This window comes from Marinomonas aquiplantarum (assembly GCF_003314975.1).
In the GTDB taxonomy this organism is placed as follows: Bacteria; Pseudomonadota; Gammaproteobacteria; order Pseudomonadales; family Marinomonadaceae; genus Marinomonas; species Marinomonas aquiplantarum.
This window is the reverse complement of the sequence record NZ_QNRF01000003.1, coordinates 456254-468912: the sequence shown is the minus strand read 5'-3', so window position 1 is coordinate 468912 and position 12659 is coordinate 456254. Positions and strand designations below refer to the sequence as shown.

The 12659-nt window shown below is 43.1% G+C and carries 10 protein-coding genes and 1 riboswitch; of the genes, 5 read left to right on the top strand and 5 right to left on the bottom strand.

The window, feature by feature from the left end; all coding sequences use genetic code 11:
• The first annotated feature begins 65 nt into the window (after positions 1–65).
• Positions 66–1244 (top strand): hypothetical protein, encoded by a 1179-nt coding sequence (locus tag DFP76_RS07970; protein ID WP_113874108.1) that lies wholly within the window; start codon positions 66–68, stop codon positions 1242–1244.
• Positions 1245–1342: 98 nt separating this feature from the next.
• Here the strand turns inward: DFP76_RS07970 and DFP76_RS07965 are convergent, their stop codons facing one another.
• Together DFP76_RS07965 and nspC are read right to left on the bottom strand one after the other, a co-directional pair.
• Positions 1343–2581, bottom strand: coding sequence for a saccharopine dehydrogenase family protein (locus DFP76_RS07965; protein ID WP_113874107.1), 1239 nt, complete (start codon positions 2579–2581; stop codon positions 1343–1345).
• A gap of 34 nt (positions 2582–2615) precedes the next feature.
• Positions 2616–3713: a carboxynorspermidine decarboxylase gene (nspC, locus tag DFP76_RS07960; RefSeq protein WP_113874106.1), complete on the bottom strand. Its 1098-nt coding sequence runs from the start codon at positions 3711–3713 to the stop codon at positions 2616–2618.
• A 248-nt stretch (positions 3714–3961) separates the two neighbouring features.
• On the opposite strand from nspC, the gene DFP76_RS07955 reads away from it, so the two are divergent.
• The gene (locus tag DFP76_RS07955; protein WP_113874105.1) at positions 3962–4540 is read left to right on the top strand and encodes an NnrU family protein; all 579 of its coding nucleotides are present in this window, start codon (positions 3962–3964) and stop codon (positions 4538–4540) included.
• A 91-nt stretch (positions 4541–4631) separates the two neighbouring features.
• Here DFP76_RS07955 and DFP76_RS07950 read toward each other — a convergent pair whose 3' ends face one another.
• A complete protein-coding gene (locus DFP76_RS07950) occupies positions 4632–6542 on the bottom strand; it encodes a methyl-accepting chemotaxis protein (protein WP_113874104.1) in 1911 nt (636 codons plus the stop codon).
• 229 nt (positions 6543–6771) lie between these two features.
• Between DFP76_RS07950 and yegD the strand changes: the two genes are divergently transcribed.
• Positions 6772–8136: a molecular chaperone gene (yegD, locus tag DFP76_RS07945; RefSeq protein WP_113874103.1), complete on the top strand. Its 1365-nt coding sequence runs from the start codon at positions 6772–6774 to the stop codon at positions 8134–8136.
• 37 nt (positions 8137–8173) lie between these two features.
• The gene (locus DFP76_RS07940; protein ID WP_113874102.1) at positions 8174–9244 is read left to right on the top strand and encodes an FUSC family protein; all 1071 of its coding nucleotides are present in this window, start codon (positions 8174–8176) and stop codon (positions 9242–9244) included.
• A gap of 53 nt (positions 9245–9297) precedes the next feature.
• On the opposite strand, the gene DFP76_RS07935 is transcribed toward DFP76_RS07940, so the two are convergent.
• On the bottom strand, positions 9298–10674 hold the full coding sequence (locus DFP76_RS07935; RefSeq protein WP_181799806.1) for an EAL domain-containing protein: 1377 nt from the start codon (positions 10672–10674) through the stop codon (positions 9298–9300).
• A gap of 385 nt (positions 10675–11059) precedes the next feature.
• Positions 11060–11285, top strand: a riboswitch (cobalamin riboswitch).
• Between the two features lie 60 nt (positions 11286–11345).
• Between DFP76_RS07935 and DFP76_RS07930 the strand changes: the two genes are divergently transcribed.
• A complete protein-coding gene (locus tag DFP76_RS07930; RefSeq protein ID WP_113874100.1) occupies positions 11346–12017 on the top strand; it encodes an energy-coupling factor ABC transporter permease in 672 nt (223 codons plus the stop codon).
• A gap of 35 nt (positions 12018–12052) precedes the next feature.
• Here DFP76_RS07930 and DFP76_RS07925 read toward each other — a convergent pair whose 3' ends face one another.
• Complete coding sequence (locus tag DFP76_RS07925; RefSeq protein ID WP_113874099.1) at positions 12053–12652, bottom strand: TetR/AcrR family transcriptional regulator; 600 nt, start codon at positions 12650–12652, stop codon at positions 12053–12055.
• Positions 12653–12659 lie beyond the last annotated feature (7 nt).

Sequence of the window (12659 nt, the reverse complement as noted above, 5' to 3'; positions counted from 1 at the left end):
ATCGATTGAAAATTAGGCTAGTGTCCATGTTTGATGCAGTAAAAATACGATAAGAAGGGAAGAGTATGGAGCAGTGGATTACAAGGTGGCGCGCTTTGTTATTTGTGTCAGTGGTGATTGTGCTGGCTTGGGTGGGAGTGGTGGACAGTTACGCCGAAGACTACATAAATGCCTCGTTAGTGACGTCTTCCGTGTCGTTTGGCTTGGCCAGATTGTTCAATGCCACTGTGTCAGTGCTGTCGACTGTCACACTCAATGTTCCCATCGTTGGCTCCATTCAGATTGGTGAAATGCTGGATCCATTGAATGATTTGGTGGAAGACTTTTCGTCCATTATGAAGTACGCCATTTCGTCGTTATTGATCCAAAAGTTTCTCGTGGAAATCTTCCAAACTCTGTATTTCAAAGTCTTTATCAGCGTGTCTGGCGTGCTCTACTTAGTTTGCTATTACTTTTCTCTCAGTGGCTTGGTGGTGATTTATCGAGTGTTTCTATTTGCTTGTCTGTGTAAGTTTTCCATTGCCTTAGTGGCGTTAGCAAGCGGTTGGGTAGACAGTGCCTTTGTTGAGCCACGCATTGCGCAAAACAATTTGGCGCTGGAGGCGTTTCCTGTTTCCCCCGATGAATTGGATCAATCATTGGATTTGACCGCAGAGCTAAAATCCCAAGCTGCCCTAGATTTGCAAAAAGAAAAACAAAAGCATGATGCTCTGTTAGCGCAAATGTCATTGTTGCGTGAAGCCTTAGCTGAGCTTAATGAAGACAAAGCCATGCTAAACGAGCAGAAAGCGAAGCTGATGAAAGAAGAAGGGACTTTTAATAGTTTGTTTAACCGCTCAGATGCCTTGAAAGCCATTCAAACCAAATTGGATCAGGTGAACGACAAGATTCGCGTTCAACGTCTCAGCTTGGCTGATCTGTCAGATCAAGAACAAGAGAGTGGAGATGAAATAGCCTCTTTTACGGAGCGTATGAATGACAAAATGAGCACCTTTGAAAGTCTTACCAGTGGTTTTAGTCGTGTCACCATGGCCGCCAAAAGCAAAATTTTGGGTTATGTGGATTCCTTGAATGCGTCCATGGATAAGTTCTTAAATTTGATGGCGCTGTTTTTGCTAAAAACCTTGGTCATGCCGTTATTGTTCTTGTGGGGTATCTATAAAGCTTTCGTGAAGGTATGGGAAATGACGCCAAGGCAAGCTTTGGAAAAGACGAAAGCCTCTTTGAATCGCATCTCTAAATGAGCTGGTTTACCGCAATGGATCATAAAAAAATCCCCAGTGAGCTTTCTCACTGGGGATTTTTGTTTGTTACCTTTTTCTTAGTTAAAGAATAGGTTGGCTTAAAGCGTGAAAGGGCGGTCGCCGTTTTCGTCTTTAATGCGTGTTGGTAGCCCCATTTCGTTCAACAAACCTAGGAAAGGTTTTGGGTCTAGCTGTTCAACGTTGCGCATTTCTTTGGCATCCCAAGTACCGTTTGCCACCAAAATAGCCGCTGCCACCGGTGGTACACCAGCGGTGTAAGAAATACCTTGGCTGCCCACTTCGTTGTAAGCGTCTTTGTGGTCGGCCACGTTATAGATGAAGACTTCTTTTTCTTCACCGTCTTTGATGCCTTTAACCACATCACCGATGCAGGTTTTGCCTGTGTATTCAGGTGCCAAAGAAGAAGGATCTGGCAATACCGCCTTCACTACTTTTAATGGTACAACTTCTAGGCCTTCTGCGGTTTTCACTGGTTGCTCAGACAAGAGTCCCAAGCTTTTCAATACCGTAAAGACATTGATGTAATGTTCGCCGAAGCCCATCCAGAAGCGTACGTTTGGTACGTCTAGGTTCTGTGATAGTGAGTGAACTTCATCGTGACCTGTCATGTACGCGGTTTGCTTGCCGACCACAGGTAGATCATCGGTACGGCTGATTTCAAACATTTTGTTTTCTTGCCACTGGCGATTCTGCCAAGAGTAAACACGACCGGTAAATTCACGGAAGTTGATCTCAGGATCGAAGTTGGTGGCAAAGTATTTGCCGTGGCTGCCCGCATTGATATCGATGATGTCGATATCACTTACGCTGTCAAAGTAATCGTTGTAAGCCAAAGCGGCATAGGCGTTCACCACACCTGGATCGAAGCCAACACCTAAAATAGCGGTAATACCATTGTCTTTACAACGCTCACGACGTTGCCATTCGTAGTTGGCATACCAAGGTGGTTGCTCACAAATTTTTTCAGGTTCTTCGTGAATGGCGGTGTCTAGGTAAGCAGCACCGGTTTCAATGCAGGCTTCCAAAACAGACATATTAATGAAGGCAGAACCGACGTTAATGACGATTTGCGATTCGGTGTCTTGAATCAACTTTACAGTGGCTGGCACGTCTAGAGCGTCTAGGGCAAATGCTTGAATGCGGCCTTCGACTTTCATACTGCCTTTGTCTAAGACACTGGCGACAATATCGTCGCATTTCGCAACGCTACGTGAAGCAATTGCGATATTGCCCAGTGTGTCGTTGTGTTGAGCGCATTTGTGAGCGACCACGCGCGCCACGCCTCCGCCACCAATAATGAGGACATTTTTTTTCATAGTAACACTCTCTCCAAAAATTGAGTCTGTAGAGTTAAGACAGATTCTGTTCAAAGTCTTGATAGTCGAATTCTCTTACGAGTTCGATGCTGCCATCCAGTTGGCGTATGGCTATGGATGGCATTTTGACGCCATTAAACCAGTTTTTCTTCACCATGGTGTAACCCGCCGCGTCTTGAAAAGACAAGCGATCTCCCACTTTTAGAGGTTTAGTAAAGTTGAATTCCCCAAAAATATCACCTGCAAGACAGGATTTACCGCACACCATGTATTGGTGCTCACCGTCGTTAGGCAGCATTTTGGCGTTTTCACGATAGATTAATAAGTCCAACATGTGGGCTTCAATGGAACTGTCGACGATGGCCAAATTTTTGCCATTGAATAAGGTGTCCAGCACGGTTACTTCAAGGGTTGTGCTCTTCGTGATACTGGCTTCACCTGGTTCTAGATAGACTTGGATATCGTATTGTTCGGCAAAGGCTTTTAGGCGTTCGCAAAAACGGTCTAGTGGGTAGTTTTCCCCTGTAAAGTGGATGCCGCCGCCTAAGCTCACCCACTTCACTTGTGCAATCAGGTGACCAAAGCGCTCTTCGATCAAATTAAGCATCTCGTCAAAACACTCAAAGCTGTCGTTTTCACAGTTGTTGTGGAACATGAAGCCAGAGATGTCATTAATGACGCTGCTGATTTGCTCCGGGTCCCATTCACCTAAACGGCTGAAAGGGCGTGCAGGGTCTGCAATGATGAACTCTGAGGTACTGACTTGTGGGTTAACGCGTAAACCGCGAGTTTTGTTTGCGCTAATGTCTTTAAAGCGATTGAACTGACCAATCGAGTTGAAAATGATCTTGTCAGAGTGGGCCAATACTTCTTCGATTTCTTCATCAGAATACGCCACGCTGTAAGCATGAGTTTCACCTTGAAAACGGGTCTTACCCAATTTTACTTCGTATAAAGAGGAAGAAGTGGTGCCATCCATATACTCTTGCATCAGGTCAAATACAGACCAAGTCGCAAAGCATTTCAACGCTAATAAAGACTTGGCGCCAGAGTTTTCACGCACATAGGCAATCTTCTCTAAATTCTTTAATAAAGCCGCTTTGTCTATGAGGTAGTAAGGGGTTTTAATCATGGCACCAGCTCGATTGTAAAAAAGTCGGTATTCTAGCAAACAAGTGAGGATTTTCTAGCTTTCTGGCCGTCTTTCAATGGCTTTTTCGCGTCATTTAACGGTTTTTTCTGCACTCAACGCCAATGTGCGATTTTTGTGCAAATTTAGTCGTTATCCTTATTCGCTGATCTGCTTTATAATTCGCTGCGTTTTTTGCTATAGGCTAGGTAGCTTTAATAGCGAGTGGGGATAATGAGAGGGCATGTTTAATGTTGATGTTAGTTGTGGGTTTGGTGATTTTTATCTGCGTTCATTCGATACGTGTAGTGGCGCCAAACTGGCGTGAGATGCACCTTGAAAAAACGGGTTTGGTGCAGTGGCGTACGCGTTTTATTTTATTGAGCGTATTGTCGTTGGCGCTGATTGTTTTGGGATACCAGAAAATGCGCCTCGAGCCTATTTGGTTGTGGTTTCCTCCGGTTGTGGTTCAGCATATCTCCGCGTTAGTGATGTTAGTTGCTTTATTTGCACTTGGATCGGCGATGGTGCCAAAGACAAGCTTGAAATCTAAAATGGGCTATCCGTTTTTAATTGCTGTGAAATTGTGGGCTTTTGCGCACTTGATGAGCAATGGTACGTTGGCTGATGTCATTTTATTCGGTAGTTTATTAGTTTGGTCTGTGGCCAGTTTTGCTATTTATCGTCGTCGTGATCGTAAAAATGGCGTACAGCGTGAAGAAAGCGGAGTGCAATACGATATGATTGCCTTTGTGTTTGCCATGGTATCTTGGTTCGCCATTGTGTTTTTCTTACATAAAGTTGTGATCGGTGTATCACCTTTGGTATAAAATTTGACTAGACATACCTGATTTGCGATCAAAAAAATGCCTGACAGTGAAGACTGTCAGGCATTTTTGTTTTAGAGAGGGCGAAGCCGGTTTAGGTTCGAAAGTGATTAATGTTTTTCATTAGATCGTCTGAAAGTGTTTTGAGGTCTTCCGCGCGGGTCGCACTGTCTGAAGCCAATGTGACCAGTTCGGTGGCACTCTGTTGAATGTCAGCTGTGTTTTGATTCACTTCCGCCGTGACGCTGGTTTGCTCTTCTGTTGCAGTAGCAATTTGTGCAGCACGATCATTGATCATGGTCACTGAGTGTTGGATTTGGTCTAAGCTGTTTTTGGCTTCATTGACATCCAACACACTGCTTTCTGCTTTGTTATGACTTAATTTGATTTTATTCACCGCGTCTTTTGTAATGCCTTGCAGTGCTTCAATCATGGATTGAATTTCTTCAATGGAACTGTAAGTACGTTGTGACAAGACGCGAACTTCATCGGCGACCACGGCAAATCCTCGGCCTTGTTCGCCTGCTCGTGCGGCTTCGATAGCAGCATTTAGCGCCAGTAAATTCGTTTGTTCAGCAATTCCTGAAATCGTAGTCAGGATGGTATTAATACCATCGGCGTTTTGGCTCAAATTATTGATCACATCTGCAACACCCTCTATATCAGAGGCTAGGGCACGAATGCTGTTCTGGCTTTTCTCTACTTGTTGCTGACCAAGGTTGCTCGACGCGACCGTTTCATCGGCATTATTCGCGGTGTTGGTGGCATTGCTGGCGATTTCTTGTGTGGCTTGTGCCATCTGATGAATGGCGGTGGCAACCATGGAAATATTGCCTTGTTGTTCTTCCAGTTTTTGAGCGCTCTGTTGTGATGAACGATAAGAGGCATTAGCTTGGTCGGATAAATCCACACCGATTTTTTTTAAGTGCGAAATGGTGGTTTGTAGTAGGGCAACGAAGTGGTTGAAGTTGTTGACCAGTTCCGAAATTTCGTCTTTTGAGTGAGTCGTTAAGCGCTGGGTAAGATCGCCATTACCCTGAGCGATTTGCGCCATACTGTCAGAAACACGTCGTAAGTCTTTTAATAGAATGCGTGAAATCTGCATAACGACCAGAGAAACCAGCACTAATAAAATGACCACTGCAATGAGAATGTTTAAACCCAGTTTGTAAAGTGGTGCGTCTAGCGTTTTTTGATCCATCATTAACCCTAACACCCAAGGGCTATTCTCAATTTTACTGGCGTACATTAAGGTGTCTTGGTTTTGGATGGTTAGATTGGTGAATTTGGCTGTGCGTCGGGCCTCATTTAAAAAGCTTGCTGTTAAATTTGGGGATAACTCAGTCGCTTCTTTTAGAATAAGGGCTTTATTTGGGTGCGCAATGATTTTTCCGTTACCATCAAGCAAAGTGCTATAGCCATCACCAAGCACATTCATCGCGGTAATTTTGTCCAGTAAATCATCTAAAAATACTAAACCGCCAATGGCTCCTTTAAATTGCCCATTGATAATAATGGGTTCAACAAACGTCATAGAGAGCTTTTTCGTTGACGAAGAAATATAGGGGGCGGTGACATAAGCAGATTGTTTGCTTTTGGCGTCTTTGTACCAGCTACGAACTCTCGGATCGTAATCAGCACTATTCAAGGCAGGGTTGTGTCGATACATAGCGCCATTTTCAAGCCCTAAAAATGTCATTCCAAAACTCAAACTGCTTTGTGCTTGCTGCAATATATCGAGAATTTGTTGTTCGTTAGCTTGTGGGTTGGCGGTTAATGCCCGTTCAATTTTTTGTTTGACGGCTTTCATCGTGTTTGAACGATCATCGGACCAAGCGTTAATGTATGTGGAGATGGATTCGGCCTGTGAACTCGCTTCCGATTTGATTCTGGCTTCACTGCTGGTGGTGAAATCGTAAAAGGAAACGCCACCGACTCCGATAGCAATAATAACGGCAACCAGTATGGCTTGTAACATGATTTTGCTTTGTAGCGAAAGGTGCATTATCTGCTCCTATTGGTTAGTGTGTGTTATCCATAAACACTAAATTTATGGTGATCTCAGTATTGTTCCTTTGAGCGTTTTTTATTCTTTCGCTGCGTTTGGCTGGTTTATTTTTAGAATGTCATTGACGCATTTAATTGTTAGATCAGCTTAGCTGACAGTCTATTGTCTCTATGTTATCGTCCGCTGCTTTTCAAAACATTCGTGAATATAAGGTCAGGTTTAACAAATGATTTGTGGTTTCGATTATGGCACATCTAATTGCGCAATGGGGGTTATGTCTGAGGAGGGGGCACGTCTACTTCCTTTGGAAGAGAACAACGCATTTCTGCCGTCCACATTATACGCACTCGATCGAGACCTGATAACGGAATCCGTCGGCCATAATATGCTTGATGAGGCACAACGCCAAGCCTTTCTTCACGATAGGCAAGCTGCTCTGTTACGAGCACAGCGAGTGCGTCGAGAAGAGGATATAAGGCAGGACGATCAAGTCTTGTTTTTTGGTCGAAAAGCCTTTGCTGAATATTATGATTTTCCAGAAGAAGGCTATTTTGTCAAATCGCCAAAGTCTTTTTTAGGCGGGTCGGGTTTACGCCGTGAACACATTCATTTCTTTGAGGATGTGGTCGCGTGCATGATGCAGAATGTTAAGCAAAAAGCCGAAGCGGCATTAGGGCACCGTTTAACGCGAACTGTTATTGGTCGGCCTGTTAACTTTCAAGGAATCAATGCTGAAGCGAGTAATCGTCAAGCCCTTGATATTCTGACAACGGCCAGTAAAAGAGCGGGTTTTGAGTTTGTTGAGTTTTTATATGAACCGATTGCCGCAGGGTTAGATTTCGAAACCAGACTTGAGCAAGATAAAACGGTTTTAGTGGTTGATATCGGTGGTGGTACAACGGATTGTGCGATGGTCAGAATGGGACCAAGTTATGCTGAAAAATTAGACCGTAAAGAGGACTTTCTGGCCCATACGGGTGAACGCGTTGGGGGGAATGATTTAGACATACGTATTGCGGGTAAGCATTTTATGCCATTGTTTGGAATGGACTCGAGACTTAAAACCGGTTTACCCATGCCGACGCAATTGTATTGGAATGCCGTGACCACCAATGATGTGTCAGCTATTTCTACGTTCAATAGTCAGCAAACTCAGCAACAGATAGAAGAGTTGTTACGAGATGCTGAGCACCCTGAATTGCTTTCTCGTTTTGCTCGATTGCGAGAAGATAAGCAAAACTTTCACATTGTTCGTAATGCGGAAGAGGTTAAAATAGCCCTTTCAAGTTCGTTATCTCATCAAGTTTCATTGGATTACATTGAAGCCGAATTGTCGTTGAGTTTGCCTCGTGAAGCCATGGCGAAATCTATAGCGCCGCCGTTGCAGAAAATGCTGTCTTTGATGATCGAAGCCATTGAGCAAGCAGGAGAACAACCTGACCTCATTTACATCACTGGCGGTTCGGCTCAATCTCCTGTTATCCGAGCTGCTATTGAAGCTGAAATTGGCCGTATTCCTGTCGTAGATGGAGATCATTTTGGTAGCGTAGCATCTGGGTTAAGTGTGTGGGCTGAACGAATTTACCGTTAATATGTACATTCTGTCAGATCAATAAAGGAGTGTTTCATTGCTGAAGTCAATTAAAGAGCAATTAGGAAGTCTGTTTTCATGGAGTGAGGTGAAACGTCCTTGGCACATTGCGGTCGTGGCGGCTATTTGTGTTGGTATTCCTCCTCTTATTGGTGCGGCATTGGGTCAGTTCGCCATTGCTACTTTAGCCAGTTTGGGGGCCATGGTGATTCTATATTTACCGAAAACTCGCACGGCACATCGTATGGTAACCATGGCGATGTGTTCATTCGGCTTTATGTTGTGCTTTAGTGTCGGGGCTTTGTCGAGTTTTAACCCGTATACTGCGGCTTTAGCCTTGGCTATTTTATCCTTCGGTGCCATCGTGATTACTCGATATTACTGTTTACCGCCGCCAGGGAGTTTTTTCTTTATCTTAGTATCGGCATTGGCCATTTATTTACCGTTTGATTTAGCGAAACTGCCAGCCAATGTTGGAATGGTGGCTTTGGGCGGCATGATGGCATGTGTTATTGCTTTTATTTACAGCTTGATGACTGGCGCGAACGATCTACCGCTCAGTCAATTTGAAACCGATCCTCGAGTGAATGCGATTTTATTGGAAGGTTTTTTGGTCGCGTTCTTTATTGGTTTGTCTTATTTGATCGCTATGTGGTTACAGTTAGCCAATGCTCTTTGGGTGCCGATTTCCTGTGCGGCCATTTTGCAAGGGGCAACCTATCGCATGATTTGGCATCGAAATGTACATCGAATCATTGGCACTGTGATTGGTATGGGGTTGGCTTGGTGTGTTTTTTCGATTCAGCCTAATTACTGGTATTTGGCTTTGTTCATGTTTATGTTTCAGTTTTTGATTGAGGTGTTAATCGTTAAAAACTACGGCGCCGCCGTGATTTTTATTACTCCTCTAACAGTGATTATGGCGGAATTTACCAGCGCTAATATGTCGACTGATATCTTGTTGCAGCATAGGTTATTGGACATTTTTATCGGCAGTTCCATTGGTATTATTGGCGGCACTATTTTCCATCGTACGTCTTTACTTAAGCGGGTAGAGGCGAGAATGAATGAACGTAGTTCTTTGTCTGGACGTCGGCCGTCTCAATAATTATTGAGACTTGATAGCAGCGTCTATCAAGTCTCATCCATTTGCGTTGTTCCTTAAGCCATGCCTGCTTTTTTCGGTTTGCCATAGAGCCAGCCTTGGTGATAGCGAACATCAAGACTGGTTAGTCTGTCTTGGTCTTCCTTGTCTTCAACCCCTTCAATGATACAGGGGATGTTGAGGGTTTTGAAAATTTCAATGAAAGACACCAAAAATTCGCCGTTCTTTGATTTTAGAATGCTCTTATCGATCTTAATGAAATCGAAGTCGAACTCAAAAATGTAAGAAAAGTTCGAAAAGCCAGACCCAAAGTCATCCAAAGCAAAACGGTAACCTAGCTCTTTGAGCGTTTTTATGGTCATTTGGATTTTCTCTCGGTTGAGGAACAAGTCCTCATCTTCGGTAATCTCAATAATAATCTCTTGTCGTGCAGCCGCATCAATGGAGGCTAAATAATCCATCATTTTACTGTTTACCAAATGCTTAGCGGAAAGGTTGATTTGAAAATTTTTACAATGAAAATGGCTGCGCTCTGTCGAAAGTTTATCCAGTTGCCATAAAGTATGGTCAACATAGAGATTGTGCTTTTTGATGCTGTTAATAATACTGACAGCGTGCTCTTGGTCTTGGCAGCGAGTGAAAATTTCATAAGAAAAAACAGAGCCGCTCTGTGAGTCAATAATAGGTTGGTAAACATTAAAAAATGTATCGGAATAGATTTTACGCTTTAGCCTTTTCTTGTCTGTTAGGAAGGTTAAAAAAGGAATAGAGATAAATTGAAAAAACAAAAACGACAACACAAAGATAGAGAGGTAAAACACATCAGACGCGTTCAACTCTTGTTTGTCTTGGTAACTGTAATATAGGTTGCTTATGAATTCAGAAGGCAATTCTGCTTCATTGGTTCCAAGGTCCGCTCCTTTGGGGTTGGTATCTATCTTGATGTTTTGCAGTAAGTTATCAATGGATGTGTGTTTGATCAAAGCACTGAATTCAATTTCTTGAGTCGACTTTTTGATTACGTAAATTTGTTCGTTATACAAATTGGAGATGTGTGGACCAGAAAACTTGAACCCTTCATGGTACTCAGGGTTACGAACTTGAATTTCGCTTTCTCCCCAAGAGCTGCAGGTTAAAGTGCCTCTGTTATTGCCTTGTTTCACAACACCAATTTCGATCACGCCATCAATATTAAAAATAGATTTTCGCATGAAGTTTAGAACGTCGGTATTGCATTGTCCTTGATAGAGATCTGAAGTCTGATTTAGCACCAGAGAAATGGAATGGAATAAATTCTCCAGAAAGGCGATTTGTTTTTCGTTCTTTTGCGCCAGTTCAGCGGAAGCTTGTTGTGAGAGTCGCTTGCTTTCCGCTTCTCCTAAAAAGAAGGCTAAGCCAAACGAACACAGTAAACTAACCAGTGTAATTTTCACTTTCCTATGTGACATGCTAACTCGCAAATTTCATCGCAATAATTGAGTGTAAATTCTAGTGTTTTATTTTCGATGAAATAGTGTCTTTTTGTGAATAGCAGTTCGACTCTAGGAAATATCACTGAGGTGTCTATATATTCGCTTTTTTCTTTTTTCTAAAAATGTAAATAAAATCAAATCTTTAGTTCTTTATTAAATGTGATCTGCCGCGTCTAAATGATCATACAAAGTGCAAACTGGTAACGAAAAATTACATCTTGTTATTGTTTAGGCTGGGTATCTCATGGTTTTCCCATAAATAAAAATAATGCCGATTTAAAATTGCCTAATGAAGACAGAGGCAGTAGTCTCTTTGGCGTATTCTGTCGCTTAATTGAAGTGCGTCAGGGTAATGGATTATGAAGGTGTCATGTCGCAACCTAAAAGCTGGCGACGGAGTAAACGGGAAACAGGTATGTGAATACTAAGCCTGTACTGCCCCCGCAACGGTATGTTTTAGCTTTGGTTAACGGATTCAATTGCACTGCGAAGGTGGGAAGGAGTTGAGTCGTAAATGTTGATCGATCAATAGGCTAACAAGTCCGGAGACCGGCCTTCATGGATAGAGTCTACATGAGTAGATACTGATTTAGCGCATACGGGTGAGTGTGTTGCATATTAGGAGTAAAAAAATGCATATTGAAGCAGGTGTTGTTGACGGCGCCAAGATGTTATTGAGTTATGGTACGGCTTTGGCGGCAGTGGGATTAACTCTCAAGTCGTCGTTGGAATTAATTAAACAGTCCGGTTTGTTCTCACTATTGGGAAGAAGTCTGATGACCAGTTTGTTGGTTTTGTTCTTTTTTGAAGTGCTGCCTCATCAGGCCGTTGGTGTGTCAGAAGTTCACTTTATATTGGGCTCGACCTTATTTCTCATATTTGGTCCCGCGGCGGCGGCCATTGGTTTAGCGTCAGGCTTATTGATTCAAGGTGTGTTTTTTGCGCCGTTTGATTTGCCGCAATATGGTATGAACATGACGACCTTATTGCTGCCATTGTTTGCCATGTCCATGGTGGCGAAACGAGTTATTTCACCTAACACAGCCTATGTAGATATTTCTTATAAACAAACATTGCAGCTGTCCCTCATGTACCAAGGTGGTATTGTGGCTTGGGTAGCATTTTGGGCTTTTTATGGACAAGGCTTTGGCGCAGAAAGTGTCAGTTCTGTTGCCAGTTTTAGCCTAGCTTATATGAGTGTTGTGTTATTAGAGCCGGTGTTGGATCTGGCTGTGTTAGCTGGTGCGAAGACATTAGATCGCTTCAAACAATCCAATCTATTTGAAGCGCGTTTGTTCCATTAAGTTGTATCGTCCACTTCGAAATTAAATTCGGGTGTTCAGTGAGGTGAGCGGCATAGGTTTTTGATCATTTGATCAACCATGCCGCTTAAATCTTCTTTGTCTAAGTAAATCCCATCTAGATAGAATCTCGCCAATCCATGTAGGCTAGCCCAAGTCGTTTGACCTATTCTTAGGGCACTGTTGTCTGCTGGTAAGATGTTTTCCTGTTGTAGTTTCTCTACCCAATCAATCCAAGTTTTAAAGGTTTGTCGCGAAGCCGCGACTAAGCTGTCTGTCGGTGTGCCTGCTTTCCAGATGACTCGTCCATACATGAGGTCATAAGTTTCACTGTGTTGTTGTGCGTATTCTAAGTAAAGGTGTACATACTGTTTAAATAAGTCTGCTGTGGGGAGCGTTTGTTTTAGAAGCTGACAAAGCAGTTCTTCCTGCTCATAAAAGCCTTTTTCCGCTAAGGCACACAGGAGGGCATTTTTATCTTTAAAGTGATGGTAAGGCGCTGTACGTGATACGCCAACAACGTCGGCAAGTTTGCGCATGCTTAAACTTTCGACGCCATGTTCTTTGATTAAACTGGAAGCAGAATCCAGTAACGACTTGGTGAGATCACCATGATGATATTTTTTTGAGTTTGTCATCTGGTGA